We start from the raw sequence: 19,527 nt of genomic DNA, 5'->3' as shown, positions 1-19,527 counted from the left end.
ATTATGATAATTTAATCCTGTCAGGCATTGCTGCCTGACTAAAGTAAATCAGCCTCCGATAAAGTCGGGGCGGTTCAATCAAGACAATAATCCTATCCTTGATGAAGAGGGTAAGAAGCAAAGACGATTGGAACTAAATTTCGTTTTTGCTAATGTTGAGCTGACGAGTGGTAAAGCACTCCCTATTTACTTTCACAGAAATGATATCAACTTAGTTGATTCATGGCGTGATGTAATAAATGCCACTTATAGTCTAGCCGATCCAAATCACCCTAATCGGAGAAGAGTATTAGCAACTGTTTCCGATTTGCCAAGAAGTACTACTGAAGTTCGTGAAGATATACATGACTTTATCATCTCTGGAATCGAGAAAGGCTATATAAAAAATCGTCATGGTATTTTAAAGGCTTTTGCCGGTTTAGGGTTAGTAGTTGCAAGAGAAACTAAGACTAGTATCAGTGTCGAAAATCCTGATGGGAAGAATAATATTAGGTTTAAGGGCGAGATTTATGAGCGAGAATTTGAAGTCGAAAAACTTAGCAGAGCGTATAGCAAAAGCGAAAGCTCAGAGCTACGAGAAAACACTATTGACCTTACAAGAGCAAGAGAGCGACTTCTCAGCACAGTTGCAAACCGTAGCTCAAGAATATCAAAGCGCTTTGATAACACAACAGCAATTAGTAGCCCAAGGACAGGCACCTTCAATTTTAGCTCACTTAAAATTGATCACGATATCAATAGTGATCCTATCCCTGGTAGCAACCATGTCATTAATAAGCGTATTAATCTCTCTCTCATGGAGGCAGTTAGGCCTGTCGCTGTTTATAACAATGATTCTAGCAACATTGATGTTTCTACTGATAGTTTGGAGGATGAGCATCGAAAGAGACTAAATAGAGCAACATTGACTTTCATCAAAACTTTTACAGACGAGTCTATAAGTGTCAGAAGTGATTGGTTGGGTAACGGCAATACGGGAACACTAGTTCCTAATGAGACTAAAGCTAAGTTTGATAGTCGTCAATTAGATATCATAAAAAATATAGAAGAACTACCCTCATACTCTAGTGAGAAAAGAGTGCGTGAAGTACTTTCTAAGCCTGAAAATAACTCTATCCTTGCGCTCTTAATTGACCCAATAGTTGAACGTGAGCAATACGAGATACGACAGCTCACTAAAGAAAATAACAATATATCTGCAATAACTCAAGAAGCTGAAGTATCACCAAGTCCAAAATCTGTTATAAAAAGCCCCGTTTTAGAATCACAATATCCCAAATATACTCCGTAATTTTTCTTATGAATTTAGTGACTATAAAATCGTCAACGTGGATCATTAGCATTGAGCTTTCTGTTTAAAATATCTTATGCTAGTTTCTACAGTTTTTTCAGCGTAGCTCAATCAATCGACCATTTTTCTAACGTCCGATTGTCATAGCAATCCTCGTAACCATAGCGACTATTTAAATCTGTTAATCTATTAGCAACTGTGATATTTGCACCACCTGCACTACCACCTTTTCCTGCAGCACCCCAATTTATTGCATAACGTATAAAGACTGGCTGATCTTTTGCTCTAGTAAAATAATAAGTGGCATCTCCCTCGTTAGGGTGATTGCTATCACAAGATGATGGAATTTTAGTTACCTTACCAGAACCAAAAAGCTTATTTACTTCACTTTTGGAAGGACTCTCTCCTTCATTCTGAATCATTATTTCAATAGCTGTCATGAAAGTCCTAGCACCAGTGATAGTAACTTCAGTATAACCTATATTAGGATTTTTACTGCTGCCTACCTTGGTTGTTCCTTCCATCGTACTATCATGAGCGCCTGATTCATAATACGGCCATTTCCATTTAACACCTTTAATTTCATCTGCGTTCTCCCAGCCACTTACATTGTTTAGAGAGTTTTTGGGTATTGCCATTGCATCAATAATAGAAGAAAACTGTGCGGAATAAGCAGAAGCTGAGAATGTAAAAGCTAAAGTAGCCAAAGTTAATGATATAGCTTTGTTCATCTTAATAATCCTTTTTTGATGGTATTAGATTAAGCTCAGAGAACAAAAAATACAACTCTCAGTAGTTAGTCTCTAGACCAGCACATTATACTAAAATGGTAATAAGTAGATGCATCGTATAATGAAACAGCCCTATAGGCTACTAACTTATATGGCTATTCCATTATACGAAATACAGTGAAATACTCTTTGTAAGATTTACTTGGGCAAACATAGATAGGAATTGATTATAGCCCATGGAAGAATATGGGCTATATCTACAAAAAACTCTTTAAACACTTACGATTTAAGGCTTCTAGAAGGGTAGTACAGTTGATACTGTTCCACAGTTCAGCCCACGGAAGATATTTATACCAAATTCCACACATAAAAAAACCTGCCCGAAGGCAGGTTTAGTATAGATTTGAGACAATTTATTCACTATCCGAAAATGGTGGGGCTGGAGAGACTCGAACTCTCACACCTTGCGGCGCCAGAACCTAAATCTGGTGCGTCTACCAATTCCGCCACAGCCCCATTATCAAAACTTTATCATCAAAAGCGTTTAAACTCAAACACCATCTAGATAAATAACTGATTCGGTAGTGCGTCTCAGTGGTTGGCTATTATATAGAGTTTGAATAGTTTGGCAACCCCTTTTTGCAAATAATTTTAAATTAATCACAATTTCTTGTACTCGAATTTATAAATGTTTGATTTCACTACGACTTTCAAAGGAGCTTTTTTAAATACGTAATGTTAAATCTATTCTTGAACTTGTTTAATTATGACTCTTCTGACTGATTGTCTGATGAGTCAATATCGAGCAGATGGAGTTTACGGGTTAAGGTGTTGCGTCCCCAACCTAATAAGTTAGCCGCCGCAATCTTTTTGCCGCCGCTATGCGTGAGCGCTGCATTCAATAATACGCGTTCGAAATCGGGTGTTGCGGTCTGCAAGATATCGGTTTCACCCGCCTGTAGCGATTCTTTCGCCCAGTCTGCTAGCACTTCTTGCCAAGTTAATGTCGCAACCGAGTAAGAGGTAGACTCTAAAGGCTGCATTACGTCATTACGATGAAAGTCATTATCATAAACGTCATTACGTGGTTGATTAGATCGTTGCTGCAAAGAATGATGATGATTATCCAAGAGCTCAGGTGGTAAATCTTCGACCAAAACCGTGTCACCCGTTGCCATGACCGTCAACCACAAACAGACATTTTCGAGTTGACGCACGTTGCCTCGCCAGTCAAAGGCCTGCATGAGGTGCAGTGCTTGGGGGTGCAGCTGCTTTGGTGCAGTGTTCATCTGCTCAGCGGCGCGCTGCATAAAGTGTGTAGTAAGTGCTGGAATATCCTCACGGCGTGCGCGCAATGGTGGTAATGGCAAACGAATGACGTTGAGACGATAAAATAAATCCTCACGAAACTTGCCTTGCTGTACGAGATGCTCTAGGTTTTGATGAGTCGCAGCGATGATACGTACGTCAACCTTGATAGGCTGCTGCCCGCCAACGCGATAAAACTCACCATTTGCTAGTACCCGTAGCAAGCGTGTTTGTGTACTAAAGGGCATGTCGCCGATTTCATCCAAAAACAGCGTGCCACCGTCTGCTTGCTCAAAGCGTCCTTGCCTGCGCGTGGTAGCGCCTGTAAAAGCCCCTTTTTCATGGCCAAATAGCTCAGATTCAATCAAATCATGAGGAATGGCTGCCATATTGAGTGCGATAAAAGGCTCTTGCTGCCTTGGTGAGTGTTGATGTAGGGCGCTTGCGACCAGCTCTTTGCCGGTCCCTGATTCACCAGTGATTAGTACGGTGATAGGAGAATGTGCCAAGCGTCCAATTGCTCGGAAGACCGTTTGCATAGCCTGTGACTGTCCAATAATACCATTAGGGTTGTTGTTAGACTTGTCAGTAGCTTTATCTTTTAACGAATCCTTGTCTTTGACCGAGTTGTCAGAGCTGTTGGTTGGTTTCGTTGTTGGATTTAGCTTGCTCTCTTTTTTTGCCTGAGCTTTGACATCGGTTTCGGCTTGCTTATTATTTATCTGATGAGTTGGCTGATAATTGATAGCTTTATAAATCGTTGCGACCGCATCATCTAGATCAAAGGGTTTGGGTAGATATTCAAATGCGCCTGTCTGATAACTGTCAATAGCAGAGCTGATGTCTGAATGAGCAGTCATAATGACGATAGGTAGCTGAGGAAAATGCTTATGTACCCATCCACTAAACGACAAGCCATCCATCATTGGCATACGAATATCAGTTAATATGACATCCGGCAACTGCGTCGCTGATGCATGTTGTTGTAAGACATCATTAAGCTGGGTCCATGCCGCCTGTGCCTGCGTAAAGCTGACAACCATAAAGCCAGCGTCTCCAAAAGTATCAGCCAATATCAATCGCAATGCTGCGTCATCATCGATCAACCATAGAATGGCAGGGTTGTCGTTGGGTGCATTATCGACCGTTACTTTAATCGTTTGATTATTCATTGACTCATCATTTGGCATCTGAGTAACGCTTTTGTATTTAGGGTGGTTATATTTAGTCATGTGTTAGGCCTGATGAGCAATTGTTTCAGGATTATCGTTTAATTCAGTAGAGTAATTCTAATATTTATTTCGCTATTACATTCATGTGTCAAGTGCTGGCTGATTAAAGGGTAAATATAGCGTAAAGCGCGTTTGTCTATTTTGATTGTCATCTTTAAATTGAATGGAGCTAACGTCAATCATACCATGATGTCGGCTGATAATATCTTGAACGATAGACAGCCCTAAGCCTGTGCCTGCTGCACGGCTAGTTACCATTGGGAAAAATATTTGCCCGATTAGCGCTGGATTAATTCCTGAGCCGTTATCAGTAATAGTGATTTGCAGTACTTGTTTGTGTTGTTGACTGCCAATAGTATGCTGAAAAGCAACGCGCGTTTGGATATGTAATTGCGGTTTATAATTGTCATCTTCAGCTTGAATGTTGCTCACTTTTGCATTATCAGACTCAAAGTTATTCGGCGAATATTGCTCTGTCATCGCCTCGCAAGCATTATTGACTAAATTTAGAAATACTTGGATTAACTGGTCTTTATCGGCATCTAATTCAGGCAAAGATAAGTCATAGTCACGTTTTAAAGTCACTTGCGAGTAATTATTCATCACCAAAGTTAGCACATGCTCTAGTGGCTCATGAATATTGACAGCTTGCCAGTTTGGCAATTGATTGGAGCCAAGAAGCTGACCGATGAGCTGGGTTAAACGGTCGGTTTCTGAGATAATAATATCGGTATAACTACGTAACTTATCAGTGGTTTTTTGCAGGTTTTTATTAATATTTTTTTCACTAAATTTGACAAATTGTCGTTGTAATAATTGTGCAGCACCGCGAATACCTGCTAACGGGTTTTTTACCTCATGGGCGACTGAACGCAGCATATGACGGGCGACATCGTATTGCTGCTGTTGGCGTTGTTCTTCTGTGATACGGCTTTGACGGTCTTTGCCCCACATCTCAATAATAAAATAAGCTTGCTGCTGATAGGTGACTGGTGTGACACTATAATCGATTGATACCGCTACGCCGCTGCTCGGTTGTAAAGTTACTTTATGGTCATGATCAATAAAAGGTTGTTGGTATTTTTGCGCTTGACTAAAGCGGTCATTCAAAGAGGAGGTTGGACGTTTTTGCCTTACAGTATTGGGTTTTAGATGGTTGTCTGAATACTTATTTGAGAGGTTGTCTACGTTGTCACTCAAACTTTTTTTGAGTTCTTCAGGTGCTAATAATGTCAATATAGACTGGCCTAATAACCGTTCGCGACTGACTGCTAACAACTGCTCAGCTTGACCATTGAGCCATGTAATTATCAGATCATCATTGACCCATAAGACAGCAGTATATAAATGCTGCACAATAAAAGCTGAGTCTGGTACGTCATTAGGTGCTACTGGAGATGCCATAAATATAAGAAGCCTAGTCACAAATCAAATTTAAGTGAATATTTAACCATAAATCAATACTCTAGCGCGGCAAAACTGGTGATTGTCATAAAAAAAACGTACAATGCGTTCAGCCAATTTATCTTTAGCAAGGTTAGCCATGCCCAATATTTCTACTCAGTCTTCTGGTTCTACGCTTTCAGACGATAGCCCAAACTCAAATTCAGACTTAAATTTGAACACAGACGCTTTAAGTGCTGATGTCTCATCAAAACAGATACAAACGATAAAAGATACTGCAACGGTGTTTAATCCTGCTCACTCGCAAACGCCACAAGAACAGGAACCTGCGCCCGCCCAACCTTACCATCATAAAGCCAATCATAATCAAAACCGCAGCATTGCACAAAGTAGCGATGCGACTGCTGACGCTCCAACAACCAGTGCGCCAAAGATTGGGTTTGTGTCTTTAGGTTGCCCAAAAGCCTTAGTGGATAGCGAACGTATTATTACAGAGCTTAGCCGCGATGGCTATCAAGTTGCAAGTGACTATGACGGTGCAGACTTAGTAGTGGTTAATACTTGCGGCTTCATTGAGTCGGCGGTACAAGAGTCGCTTGATGCAATCGGTGAAGCTATCAGCAAAAACGGTAAGGTCATCGTGACAGGCTGCTTAGGTAAAGAAGCAGAAAAGATTCGTGAAATGCACCCAGCAGTGCTAGCAGTGACTGGTGCACATGCTTATGATGAAGTAATTACAGCGGTCTCCCAGCATGTACCGAAGCCGAATCGTAGTCTTGATGCAAACTACGACCCAAAGATAGATTTGATCGATGAGGCGGGTATTAAGTTAACCCCAAGCCATTATGCTTATCTAAAAATATCAGAAGGCTGCAATCACCGCTGTACCTTTTGCATTATCCCAAGCTTGCGCGGCGATTTAGCATCACGCCCGATTGACAATGTGATGACTGAAGCATTAGCACTCAAAAATGCTGGCGTAAAAGAGTTACTTATTATCTCACAAGACACGTCTGCTTATGGGCTAGACCTAAAGTATAAAACCAGCTTTTGGAATGGCATGCCGCTAAAGTCAAAATTCTATGACTTATGCCAAGCATTGAACGACTTAGGTATCTGGGTGCGTCTGCATTATGTTTATCCATATCCACACGTGGATAAAGTCGTTAAGCTCATGAGTGAGAAAAAACTATTACCTTATCTAGACATACCTTTTCAACATGCCAGCCACCGCATCCTAAAGGCGATGAAGCGCCCCGCACATAGTGAGAATACCCTGGCACGCATTAAAGCATGGCGTGAAATTTGTCCCGATATCGTCATTCGTTCGACCTTTGTCGTCGGCTTCCCTGGTGAGACGGAAGAGGATTTTCAATGCTTGCTTGATTGGCTGGTTGAAGCACGCCTTGATCGCGTTGGTGCTTTTACGTATTCAGAAGTAGAAGGCGCGGTTGCTAATGATTTGCCTGATCACGTACCTGAAGACGTTAAACAATCTCGCTATGAGCGCTTGATGGCATTACAACAAGACATCTCAGCACAAAAACTACAAGAAAAAGTCGGTAAGACTTTAACGGTATTGGTTGATGAGATTGATCATGAAGAAAATATTGCAATTTGCCGTAGTTATGCTGATGCACCAGAGATTGACGGTCATGTCTATGTAGATGATATTACCGCCAAAGTGAAAGTCGGGGCGTTCTTAACCGTCACTATCGATGATGCTAGCGAATATGACTTATTTGCCAGTTACCAAGGCTAATTAAACGTTACAAAAAGCGCTACATGGATTTTGAACATCGGTGTCCACCGAGTGACTAAATAAAAACTGGCACGGATTACCGATGAAAATTGCCCAATTGTGAGTAGTTTTTGCTACAATTAGCGCAATTTGGCCTACTAGCCTGTTTTGGACTATCAGTTCTAACCTGTGCTCCAATTCTATTGGTTTTAACCATTATTTAATGATAAATTTAACGATAAAAAGGTGCCCTCATGTCTGACAAAAACCCTCGTTTCTCGCGCATATTGCTCAAATTATCTGGTGAAGCCCTAGCTGGTGGCAAAGATATGGGGATTGATACTGAAGTGCTTGATAAGATGAGTTTGTCTATCGCGCACTTGCGTGGTCTTGGGGTTCAGGTAGGTATTGTCGTGGGCGGCGGTAATTTGTATCGCGGCGCGCAGCTACAAAAAGAGGGTTTGGTTGGCCGCGTTACTGGTGACCAAATGGGTATGCTAGCAACGGTCATGAATGGCCTTGCGATGCGGGATGCGCTTGAGCGCCGTAATATTAAGACACGTTTAATGTCAGCATTGCCAATCGGCGAAGTCACTGAAAGCTATAGTAGCCGAAATGCGATTCGTTACCTCAAAAATGGTGAAGTTTGTATTTTTGTTGCTGGTACTGGCAATCCATTCTTTACGACAGACACGGCTGCTTGTTTGCGCGGTATTGAAATTGAAGCAGGCTTGATTCTAAAAGCCACCAAAGTTGATGGTGTTTACGATAAAGACCCAAGCTTGCACGCTGATGCGACCAAATACGACGGGTTAACCTTTGATGAGGTGTTGGAGCAAAAGCTTGGCGTGATGGATTTGACCGCTATTGCGCTGTGCCGTGAGCATAACGTACCGCTACAAGTATTTGATATGACCAAGCCCAACGCTTTATTAAATGTCGTTATGGGTGAAAACGAAGGCACACGCGTTTATCATTAATCAAAGTTAATCATTTATAGACAGTTGATAGACAGCTGCTATAGATGGCAATAGTACAATGGGTCATGTACCTACAATAATGTAATAAAATAGCATATTATCGATATCGATAAGTAAGGACATATAATGATTAAAGAGATTAAACAAGACGGCGAGTCACGCATGCAAAAGACATTAGAGGCGCTAGAAAGTACCTTTAGTAAAGTCCGTACTGGGCGTGCACACCCAGGTATGTTGTCAGGCGTTATGGTCAGCTACTATGGTGCTGATACACCGCTTAACCAAGTCGCCAGTGTCAACGTCGAAGACTCACGTACGCTACTAGTGCAGCCGTTTGATCGCACTATGGTACAAGCAGTAGATAAAGCGATTCGTGAAGCGGATTTGGGTCTAAACCCTATGAGCGCTGATGTGATTCGTGTACCGATGCCAGCTTTGACTGAAGAGACACGCCGCGATATGCAAAAGCTTGCACGTGGTGAAGCTGAAAACAGCCGTGTGTCTATTCGCAATATCCGTCGTGACATGATGAATGACATCAAAGACTTGGCAAAAGAAAAAGAGATCTCAGAAGATGATGAGCGCCGCGCGAACGACGACATTCAAAAAATCACCGATAAGTTCATTGAAACTATTGATAAAAAGCTCGATGCTAAAGAGACTGAATTGATGGTTGTATAAGCCGTACTGTTTTTAGTACAGTTTTATTAAATAGGTAGTCAATAGCCTGTTGCTACTGGCTGCCTATTTCTATATGTTTTATACCCAATAGTGCAAGATGTTTGCAATGTTTCAATACCGTTTTCTCAAAACCGTGTCACAGATAAATTTACCTTCATAATAAGCAGTATAGTCCATGTCTACTTTACCCCCTCTAGGTTCTACTATTGTTCCCCGTCATATTGCTATCATTATGGATGGCAATAACCGTTATGGGAAAGCCAAGGCTTTAGGTCGCGGGGAAGGGCATATTGCTGGTAAAGATGCACTAGACCCTATCGTCGAGTATTGTCTAGACACTGGCATTGAGGTACTGACAGTATTTGCATTTTCGAGTGAAAACTGGCAACGACCACCAAGTGAGGTGGCATTACTCATGCGCCTATTGACCTCGACCATTCATGAGCAAATGCCGCGCATGAATAAGTACCGTATTCGGTTGCGTTTTATAGGTGATCGTAGTCAGCTTGATGATGATTTACAAACCTTAATGCTCGACGCAGAAGCCAAGACGGCTTATTTTGAGGCGATGACACTGGTGATTGCTATTAGTTATGGTGGTCAATGGGATATTGCACATGCTGCAAAGCAGCTGGCTTTACAAGTTGAGGCGGGTGACTTACGTGCTGAAGACATCAACAATGATTTGCTTGGTCGATACGTTCAATTAGCGGATGCACCCGCAGTAGATATGTTAATCAGAACGGGCGGTGAATATAGAATTTCCAATTTCTTATTGTGGCAATCAGCCTATGCAGAGCTGTTCTTTACCCAAACATTATGGCCAGATTTTGCAGCAAATGAGCTTGCAGACATGATTGCAGATTTTGCCAAACGTCAACGTCGTTTTGGCAAAACCAGCGAACAAATTGACACACAGGCATCACACTAGGTCATGCATTTATATTAACTGTTATAATGCAATATTGAGCAAATGTCTCTTTTTACTATAAGGTCTGATTGGTATGTGGCAACGGATTAAAACAGCAATTATTTTAATTATTATTGTTGGAATTGCATTGTTTGCAAGCCAAACGCCCATCTTCTTTGCACCGTTATTAGCAATTGGGGTCACTATTGCTGCGCACGAATGGACGAAGCTGATGCCCAAATGGCGTCAGCCTGTTGTCTTTGTTGTGATGGTGCTGGCCATCACCTTAGTTTCATTGATGTTTGAAGTCACATGGGTGCTTTGGTGGGTAGCGTCTTTAGTCATCTGGCTGCTGGCGTTATCTTGGGTTCGTAGTTTTCCAACATACACAAATTGGTATGGTAAAAAGCTGAGCCTGATGGGGGTGGTGATATTGACGGCCTCTATCACTGCAATGTTTTATTTATGGCAGTTATCGGCTTGGTGGCTAATGTATGTATTCTTATTGGTATGGTGTGCAGACAGTGGTGCTTACTTTGTGGGACGCAAGCTTGGTCGACGTAAGATGGCACCCAACGTATCTCCTAATAAGAGTATGGAGGGGTTAGCTGGCGGCTTGGTAACTGGCTTAGTGGTGGTTATCGCTATTAGTGTCTTTAAGCTGCAATTGACAGGTATGGCATTGATCGCTTTTATCGCGCTCTCAGCTGTGACGATTCTTGCCTCAGTATTGGGTGATCTATTTGAGTCAATGCTCAAACGCCGTGCCAAGGTGAAAGACTCAGGAACTATTTTACCGGGTCATGGTGGTATTCTAGATCGTATTGATTCCCTATTATCTGCAACTCCGATATTTGCCCTCGGGTTTTGGAGTTTGCAACATTTGGGACTGCTCCTTGTCTAAATTTGCATCTACTTCACTCTATGTATATTTGTCTACGCTAAATTTTGTAAAGTCAGTAGCAATTCTTTACTGACTTGAAATTTTGGCTAAATGGTTCTTGTTCTTAACGATACTTTTTTATTAATATTATGGGCATTGGTAGTTATGACGCAACGCATCGCTGTACTTGGCGCAACGGGCTCTATTGGTGACAGCACATTAGCAATTTTGGCGGCACATACGCAAGACTATGATGTCTATGCTTTATCCGGGTATCAGCGTTTAGATAAGTTGTTTGCACTGTGTCAGCAGTTTGAGCCGAGGCGTGTTTGTGTGCCAACGGCTAATGTTGATAGTTTTTCTCAGCGTTTAAATGAGGCAGGTTTAACTATTGATGTGGTAAGTGGTGATAGCGGTTTGATAGACATTGCCACCGATACACAAGTCGATACTGTGGTGGCAGCCATTGTTGGTGCCGCAGGACTGCCATCGACGTTAGCTGCTGCACGTGCTGGTAAGCGTATCTTGCTTGCCAATAAAGAAGCGCTGGTCATGGCAGGGCAAGTGATGATTGCAGCGGTCAAAAGGCATAATGCTACTTTGTTACCCATCGACTCTGAACACAATGCAATTTTTCAATGTTTGCCAACCGCTATACAGCAAGACAACACGTGCATTCATGAATCAAATCATGGCGTACGTAAGCTTTGGTTAACAGCTTCAGGTGGACCATTTTTACAGCGGTCGTTTGAGCATATGCAGCAGGCAAGCATCGCCGAAGCGGTCAAACATCCAAATTGGTCGATGGGGCAAAAGATATCAGTTGATTCTGCGACGATGATGAATAAAGGGCTTGAGCTGATTGAAGCTTGTCATTTATTCGATTTGCCTGAAAGTAAGATAAATGTGGTCATTCATCCACAAAGTATCATTCACTCGATGGTAGAATATAGCGATGGTAGCTTTTTAGCGCAGCTTGGCAGCCCAGATATGAAAACGCCGATTGCCCATGCTTTGAGCTACCCTGAACGGATTAATAGTGGCTCTCAACCCTTGGATTTATATGCACTAAGCGGTTTGGAGTTTATTAAACCAGACTTGCAGAAATTCGCCTGTCTGCGTCTTGCTCGTCAAGCCATGCAAGCAGGTACTCAAGCGACGATAATTTTGAACGCTGCTAATGAAATTGCCGTGTCGGCATTCTTAGCAGGACAACTACGTTTAACTGACATTGCCAATATTAACGAGCAAGCATTAACCGAAATACAAGTACCACTATTAGACCTAAATGCGAATATTGATGATATTTTAGCAATTGATAAGATAGCACGGCATCACACCGAAGCGCTTGTGGCTGAGATGGCATAACCAGATTCAGAGTCACCTAAACGAGAAAAGATCATGACGTTTTTACTAACGCTACTTGCAGCGATTTTTGTCTTAGGACCTCTGATCGCATTGCATGAATGGGGTCACTATATAGTGGCAAGATTATGCGGTGTTAAGGTACTGACATATTCTATTGGTTTTGGCCCAAAGCTGACAGGCTGGACCAGTAAAAAAAGCGGCATCGACTATCGTATTTCTATGCTGCCGCTAGGTGGTTACGTCAAGATGCTTGATGAGCGTGAAGGTGACGTGGCAAAGGATGAGCTACATTTGGCGTTTAACCGTCAGCACCCGTTAAAAAAAATAGCTATTGTCGCAGCTGGTCCAATCATGAACTTTATCATTGCAATCGCGCTGTTTTGGGTATTGTTTATGACCCCATCTGAGCAATTAGCGACTAAGATCGGTCAAGTACTGCCCGATACTCCCGCAGCAATGGCGCAATTGCCAGTTGGGGATAAAATACTCGCGATAGATGGTCATGAAGTACAAACGTGGGAAGGTATTAACTATCGTTTAGCTGGACGAATGGGTGAGACGGGTAATGTCAGTATAACGCTACAAACAGACGAATCAGCTACAGATGTCGCAAAGACCTATCAAGCACCTGTCATGCAATTTATGCAGGGTGAGGATAAAGGTAAGGATGCGCTAACCAGTTTGGGGATGTTACCTTGGCAGCCACAGATTGCACCAATCGTTAGTGATTTATCAGCGGATGGAGCGGCCGTACGTCAAGGTCTAGAAGTAGGCGATCGCATTATAGCGATTAACAATAAAGAGATTAAAGACTGGATCAGTGCTACACGAATGATTCGTGACAATCCTGAGGTGCTACTAAACTTTACCGTCATTCGTGACGGCGAACCAGTACAGCTACAGATTATGCCGCAAGGTAAGAAAGACAATCTAGGCAATGCCTACGGTCAGATTGGTGCTATGGTTGAACAAACTGAGATTGTTATTCCTGATGCATATAAAACCACGGTAGCTTATGGTCCTGGTGAGGCTATGGTAAAGTCGTTTGAAAAGACTGAACAGCTAGCAGTAATGACGGTCAGCTCAATGGGTAAGATGATATCAGGTATGATTGGCCTTGATAACTTATCTGGCCCTATTACCATCGCTAAAGTTGCCAAGCAAAGCTTTGATATTAGTTGGGAGATGGTGCTGTCTACTGCCGCTTTGATTAGTTTGAGCTTGGCAGTTTTAAATCTATTACCGATACCTGTACTAGATGGTGGTCATATCGTGTACCATCTTATTGAACTGATTCGCGGTAAGCCTTTATCGGAGGGAGTTCAGATTGTAGGATTAAATATCGGTTTACTCTTACTGGCAGGTTTCATGGTGTTAGCGATTGGTAATGATATCAGTAGACTGTTTTGAATAAATACTTTTTTATTTGTCAATTAAAGCATGACATACTAACGTCTACACAGACATTATGTTCTAGTTGTTTGGCTGGTTTGCTATTGCTCTTGAATCGATGCAACTGTACTAATCGTAATTTTTAGTTTATTTTATGATGCATTTTATATAAAGTGTCCTCTGTCAGTTCATGTTTGAATCGCAAATTGCGTACCAATTGGACTAGACAAGATATGCTTTTTACCTTAACTTAAGCAAGTTTTTTATTGACGGATAGTGTTTATGCGTACGCCTTTATTTATGAGTGCGGCTGGGTTGCCGTTAGTTGTAGCAATGATGAGTATGCCTGTGCAGGCGGCAAACTTTGTAGTCACTGATATTGGCTTTACTGGTCTACAACGTTTAACCCCTGATAGCTTGTATCCGGTCTTACCTGTGACAGTAGGTGATACAGTCAACGACAGTAGCCTTGCAGCCAGCATTAAAGCACTATATGCCACTGACAATTTTGCAAATATCCAAAGCCGTGTCGAAGGTGGTCAGCTGAGTTTTGATGTTATCGAACGTCCTATTATCGCTGAAGTAAATTTTGAAGGTAATAAACTGATTCCTGAAGAAGGTCTAGAGCAAGGACTTGAAAACGCTGGACTGTCTGCAGGTGATGTGCTCAAACAATCGACCTTACAAGGCGTTGCTAATGAGTTACAACAACAATATATTAGCCAAGGTTATTACAACAGTAATATCGAAGTGGACCAGACCTTGCTTGATGGCAACCGTGTAAAGTTAGATGTGCGCTTTATCGAAGGTAAGCCTGCTAAAGTGGTCGACATCAACGTCATTGGCAATAAGCATTTTAGTGATGAAGATATCAAAGACGTCTTTGCGGTAAAAGAATCTTCATGGACACGTCTATTATCTAAATCTGATCGCTACGCGAAAGAAAAGCTGGCTGCCAGTCTAGAGAACTTAAAAGCCCTATACCAAAACGATGGTTATGTACGCTTTAATGTTGATAACGCTGTACTAAATATCAGTGAAGATAAGCGTAGTGTGTTCATTGAAGTCAGTTTAAGCGAAGGTGAGCAGTATCAGTTCGGTGAAATAAACTTCTTGGGCGATCCAAAATTTGCTACTGATGAGCTGGACGAGCTGGTGACTTTTACGTCTAATGAGCAATACTCGCAAGCCAAGCTTGATGCATCTACCGCTGCTTTAAAAAGCCGTTATGGTAATGAGGGTTATTATCTGGCACAAGTACGTCCAGTACCACGCATTAATGATGAAACCAAAGTTGTCGATATTGATTATTACATTGACCCTGCGCGTCCTATTTATGTACGCCGTATCAATTTTAATGGCAATATTAAAACGCAAGATGAAGTATTACGTCGTGAAATGCGTCAGTTAGAAGGTGCTCTGGCATCTAACGACAAGATACAGCTATCACGTACACGTTTGATGCGTACAGGCTTCTTCAAAGCAGTCAATGTCGATGTAAAACCAGTCCCTAATCAACCAGATCAAGTGGATATCAATTATGTGGTTGAAGAGCAGCCTTCTGGTAGCTCAACCATTGCCGCAGGTTATTCACAAAGTGGCGGTGTGACGTTCCAGCTAGATCTTACCCAAAACAACTTTATGGGTACAGGTAACCGCGTTAAAGCGGCGCTATCACGTTCAGAGACACGTGATTCTTATAGTTTAGGTTATACGGATCCGTACTTTACAGAAAATGGCGTATCCCAAGGTGTCAGCGCTTATTATCGCGAGACTAAATATGATGATCGTAACGTTAGTAACTATGTCACTGACTCTTATGGCGCAACACTAAATTATAGCTACCCTGTAGATGAGACCAAGCGCGTCAGTGCTGGAGTCAATTTTGATAACACTGCCGTACGCGGTGGTCGCTGGCTTGGCGTATCAAACGTTCAGCAAATTATTGATGACGGTGGTACTACTGAAGAATTCAGTGGGGAGTTTGATGGTCGAACCAGTTTTAAAAATGACTATAACACCTACAACCTACTTTTAGGGTGGGATTATAGTACGTTAGATCGCCCTGTATTTCCGACTAAAGGCATGAGCCACAATGTTAATGCCACTTTTGGGTTTGGCGATACGAATTATCAGAAATTGCTCTATACTGGTAATGTGTACTATCCTGTGTATAAAGATGTGATTGCACGCGGCTATACTAAGCTTGGCTATGGTAATGACTTGCCTTTCTATGAAAATTTCTACGCCGGTGGTTATGGTTCGGTACGTGGTTATGAAGCGTCGACGCTCGGTCCCCGTTCTGAGTCTTATTATAACGCAGTAAACAACCGTGAGAGTATTCAAAAAGAAGAGGTTGGCGGTAATGCGTTAGCAACCTTTGGTACTGAACTGATTTTGCCAATGCCGTTTAAAGGTGACTGGGCGGATCAAGTACGTCCAGTACTATTCGCTGAAGGCGGTCAGGTCTTTGATACCACAGATAAAGAAGATCGCACCTTTGGTGATACTGATGTGCCATTGCTAACCCAAGACAACGATTTACGTTTTAGTGCGGGTGCAGGGGTCACTTGGTATACACCTATCGGTCCTATCTCATTAAGTTATGCTGTACCTATCGGCGATAAAGAAAACGATGAGACTGAAAAGGTGCAGTTCCAGATTGGTAGCACGTTCTAGTTAAGCGTATAGACGTAAAGTCGTTTTATTATGCAGATGGTTTTAAACGCTTAGTATTATTTTATAACTATTATTTAATTGGTTGTTAAACTGAAGTATCAGTTTGGCATCCATTTTATTCTTATTAATCATATTAACGCTAATTATGATAACGATTAAGCAAATTATTTCTCGAATCGAGCAGCGTCAGCCAGTATTGAATAAAGCTGAGCTTACTATGGATCAGTTAACCCTATCAATAAACGGTGTCGGTAGTCTGACTGATGCAAATAGTACGCAGCTGAGTTTTTTGGCAGATCCAAATTACATTACCAGCTTAGCGCAAAGTCAGGCAGGTGTAGTGCTTGTCACTGAGCAGTATCGTGAGCAAGTACCATCGCCAACTGTAGTCTTGGTCGTTGCATCACCTTATCTGGCTTACGCTAGCAGCAGCCAGCTGTTTGTACGTCATACTATAGAAAGTAATAATATTCATCCGACAGCAATTATCGCTAAGAGTGCAGTAATTGGTGCTGATGTCCGCATTGGTCCTTATTGCGTAATCAATGAGCATGTCCATATCGGTGATCGTAGCTGTCTGGATGCTAATGTAATCGTTGAAGCATATAGTCATATTGGTACTGACTGTGTTTTAAAGTCGCAAGTTGTCATTGGCCATGATTGTATTATTGGCGATTATGTTAGATTACATGCTGGTGTCAGCATTGGTGCTGAAGGCTTTGGCTTTGCACCGTCTCAAGATCCAAGTATTGACGGGTGGGAGCGTATCGCACAGCTGGGTCGTGTGGTCATTGGTAGCCATGTCCGCATTGGTAGTAATACCTGTATTGACCGCGGGGCTATTGATGATACTGTCATCAGTGACCACGTCATTATTGATAACCTGGTTCAAATCGCTCATAACGTGCGTATCGGTGCTGGTACTGCTATCGCTGCCAATACAGGTATTGCTGGTAGTACTACTATTGGCAAACGTTGTGTCATTGGTGGCGCAGTAGGTATCAACGGTCATATTGATATCACAGATGATGTTACTTTATCAGGTATGACAATGGTGACAAAATCTATTAAGAGTGCTGGATCATACTCTTCGGGAACAGCTGCAATGCCAACCGCTAAGTGGCGGCGAGCAGCAGTACGCTTCCGTCAGCTAGGTGACAGCTAAATCTATTTATTTGAAGTTATCTATAAGTGTATTAACAACAGAATAATTTTCTTATCAACAATATGTAATATAAGCAAGGAAGCCCCCTTATGAGTGCTACAGACATAGATACTTTAAACGACGAAGACATCAAAACATTATCTGAACAAGGTCTGACACTGCCATTAACCTATCATACCCTCAAGCATTATTTGCCACATCGCTATCCTTTTATGTTGGTGGACAAAATCACAGCTTGTAAACCTGGTGAATGTATTACTGGCATCAAAAACGTGACCATCAATGAAGAGTTCTTCAATGGTCATTTTCCTGATGAGCCTATTATGCCAGGTGTACTAATGGTTGAGTCTATGGCTCAAGTTTCAGGTGTGCTAGGCTTTATTAGTGCAGGTTTAACTGCCGAAGATGGTTACTTATATTTGTTTGCAGGGGTCGACAAGGTTCGTTTTAAGCGCCGAGTGATTCCTGGTGATCAGCTAATCATCCGTGCTAAGACTGTGATGCAAAAGCAAGGCATCTACAAGTTTGACTGCACCGTACACGTCGAAAATGAGTTGGCTGCCAGTGCTCAAGTAATGATCGCTCGCCAAGAGCAATAAAAAGCTGATAATAGAAGCGTTTGAATCAGTAATTGACTGAATTTGCTGGAGAGTCATGTTAATATTCGCGATGAGAATAATCATCAACAACAATAATTTTGGTTATAATTGGTATTGGCCTTAAGGCCAAACTATTGGTATTCTGTTTTACCATTTCTCGTATTAAATGATACAAAGGCCCGCATTATGAGTCAGATTCATCCCACAGCGCTCATCTCACCATCTGCCAAGATTGATGAGACAGCTATTATAGGACCATATTGTATCATCGGTGATGAGGTGACGGTTGGTGCACACACGATTTTGCATCGGCATGTGGTAGTGACCAAACTCACTCGAATTGGCAAACATAACCAAATTTATCAGTTTGCAAGTATCGGCGAAAATCCACAAGATTTAAAGTATGCTGGTGAGCGTACATGGCTTGAAATAGGTGATCATAATACCATTCGTGAAGCTTGTAGCTTTCATCGTGGTACGGTACAAGATGACAAGTTAACCAAGATCGGTAATCATAATCTATTTATGGTCAATACTCATATTGCGCATGATTGCATGATAGGTGATCACAATGTAGTGGCAAATAATGTCGGTATTGCAGGACACGTGACTATCGGCAACCATACCATCATTGGTGGTAACTCAGGCATACATCAGTTTTGCCGAGTAGAAGATTACAGCTTGGTTGGCGGTGCTAGTCTGATTCTAAAAGATGTCGCTGCTTTTACTATGGTGTCAGGCAATCCAGCACATGCCCATGGACTCAATATTGAAGGCATGCGTCGTAAAGATTGGTCGCAGCACACTATAGATATGTTGCGACAAGCATACGTGACGATTTTTAGATCTGGATTAACCACCGTTCAGGCACTCAAAATTCTGCAAGAGGATTTATTGCCAAAAGAACCCAAAATCCAGTTGCTTATTGATTCTTTACAGTATAGTAAACGAGGTGTGGTGCGCTAAGACTCTTTTAATACAAACTCTCCATTCTCTGTATTCTTCTCTATTAATATCGATAGACAAAAAGCCATAACTAAATGTTATGGCTTTTTATGTCTATGAGTACTTGACTTTTTGTAATGTTTAGCAGACACTTTCTAAATATGTTCAGTAAGATTATAGTAACCTATTTTAATTAAAAATAATGTATAACATCTTTT

15 protein-coding genes and 1 tRNA gene are annotated in these 19,527 nt (G+C 41.8%); 12 read left to right on the top strand and 4 right to left on the bottom strand.

What is annotated here, in order from left to right; all coding sequences use genetic code 11:
- Positions 1–127 precede the first annotated feature (127 nt).
- Positions 128–1,291, top strand: a complete 1,164-nt coding sequence (locus ACS8FC_RS05295) for a hypothetical protein (RefSeq protein WP_439296067.1) — start codon at positions 128–130, stop codon at positions 1,289–1,291.
- A gap of 107 nt (positions 1,292–1,398) precedes the next feature.
- On the opposite strand, the gene ACS8FC_RS05290 is transcribed toward ACS8FC_RS05295, so the two are convergent.
- The 4 genes from ACS8FC_RS05290 to ACS8FC_RS05275 all read right to left on the bottom strand — a co-directional run bounded on the left by ACS8FC_RS05290 (position 1,399) and on the right by ACS8FC_RS05275 (position 5,966).
- Positions 1,399–2,022 carry a hypothetical protein gene (locus ACS8FC_RS05290; RefSeq protein WP_439296066.1) on the bottom strand — a complete coding sequence of 208 codons (624 nt, stop codon included), beginning with the start codon at positions 2,020–2,022 and terminating at the stop codon, positions 1,399–1,401.
- Between the two features lie 431 nt (positions 2,023–2,453).
- Positions 2,454–2,538 (bottom strand) — tRNA-Leu (locus ACS8FC_RS05285).
- A 248-nt stretch (positions 2,539–2,786) separates the two neighbouring features.
- Positions 2,787–4,502 (bottom strand): sigma 54-interacting transcriptional regulator, encoded by a 1,716-nt coding sequence (locus ACS8FC_RS05280; RefSeq protein WP_439296071.1) that lies wholly within the window; start codon positions 4,500–4,502, stop codon positions 2,787–2,789.
- Between the two features lie 141 nt (positions 4,503–4,643).
- A complete protein-coding gene (locus ACS8FC_RS05275) occupies positions 4,644–5,966 on the bottom strand; it encodes a two-component system sensor histidine kinase NtrB (RefSeq protein ID WP_439296065.1) in 1,323 nt (440 codons plus the stop codon).
- 139 nt (positions 5,967–6,105) lie between these two features.
- Here ACS8FC_RS05275 and rimO point away from each other — a divergent pair, with 139 nt between their 5' ends.
- The 11 genes from rimO (at position 6,106) to lpxA (ending at position 19,330) form a co-directional block, all read left to right on the top strand.
- Positions 6,106–7,728, top strand: coding sequence for a 30S ribosomal protein S12 methylthiotransferase RimO (gene rimO / locus ACS8FC_RS05270; RefSeq protein WP_439296064.1), 1,623 nt, complete (start codon positions 6,106–6,108; stop codon positions 7,726–7,728).
- Between the two features lie 233 nt (positions 7,729–7,961).
- Entirely contained in the window at positions 7,962–8,687 is a 726-nt protein-coding gene (gene pyrH / locus ACS8FC_RS05265) for a UMP kinase (RefSeq protein WP_058369103.1), read from the top strand.
- Between the two features lie 126 nt (positions 8,688–8,813).
- The gene (frr, locus tag ACS8FC_RS05260; RefSeq protein ID WP_299216421.1) at positions 8,814–9,368 is read left to right on the top strand and encodes a ribosome recycling factor; all 555 of its coding nucleotides are present in this window, start codon (positions 8,814–8,816) and stop codon (positions 9,366–9,368) included.
- A gap of 175 nt (positions 9,369–9,543) precedes the next feature.
- Positions 9,544–10,299 (top strand): polyprenyl diphosphate synthase, encoded by a 756-nt coding sequence (gene uppS, locus ACS8FC_RS05255; protein ID WP_439296063.1) that lies wholly within the window; start codon positions 9,544–9,546, stop codon positions 10,297–10,299.
- 73 nt (positions 10,300–10,372) lie between these two features.
- Positions 10,373–11,182: a phosphatidate cytidylyltransferase gene (locus ACS8FC_RS05250; RefSeq protein ID WP_439260640.1), complete on the top strand. Its 810-nt coding sequence runs from the start codon at positions 10,373–10,375 to the stop codon at positions 11,180–11,182.
- A 144-nt stretch (positions 11,183–11,326) separates the two neighbouring features.
- Positions 11,327–12,529: a 1-deoxy-D-xylulose-5-phosphate reductoisomerase gene (gene ispC / locus ACS8FC_RS05245; protein WP_439296062.1), complete on the top strand. Its 1,203-nt coding sequence runs from the start codon at positions 11,327–11,329 to the stop codon at positions 12,527–12,529.
- Positions 12,530–12,562: 33 nt separating this feature from the next.
- Positions 12,563–13,939, top strand: coding sequence for an RIP metalloprotease RseP (gene rseP, locus ACS8FC_RS05240; RefSeq protein ID WP_439296061.1), 1,377 nt, complete (start codon positions 12,563–12,565; stop codon positions 13,937–13,939).
- Between the two features lie 264 nt (positions 13,940–14,203).
- Positions 14,204–16,600: an outer membrane protein assembly factor BamA gene (bamA, locus tag ACS8FC_RS05235; RefSeq protein WP_439296060.1), complete on the top strand. Its 2,397-nt coding sequence runs from the start codon at positions 14,204–14,206 to the stop codon at positions 16,598–16,600.
- Between the two features lie 145 nt (positions 16,601–16,745).
- A complete protein-coding gene (gene lpxD / locus ACS8FC_RS05230; protein ID WP_439296059.1) occupies positions 16,746–17,765 on the top strand; it encodes a UDP-3-O-(3-hydroxymyristoyl)glucosamine N-acyltransferase in 1,020 nt (339 codons plus the stop codon).
- 89 nt (positions 17,766–17,854) lie between these two features.
- On the top strand, positions 17,855–18,364 hold the full coding sequence (gene fabZ, locus ACS8FC_RS05225) for a 3-hydroxyacyl-ACP dehydratase FabZ (protein ID WP_299216401.1): 510 nt from the start codon (positions 17,855–17,857) through the stop codon (positions 18,362–18,364).
- Positions 18,365–18,550: 186 nt separating this feature from the next.
- Complete coding sequence (lpxA, locus tag ACS8FC_RS05220) at positions 18,551–19,330, top strand: acyl-ACP--UDP-N-acetylglucosamine O-acyltransferase (protein ID WP_439260645.1); 780 nt, start codon at positions 18,551–18,553, stop codon at positions 19,328–19,330.
- Positions 19,331–19,527: the final 197 nt, after the last annotated feature.

Source organism: Psychrobacter sp. 1Y4 (assembly GCF_051847555.1).
Note: the sequence above shows the minus strand (reverse complement) of the source record. Positions and strands in the feature narration are given on the sequence as shown.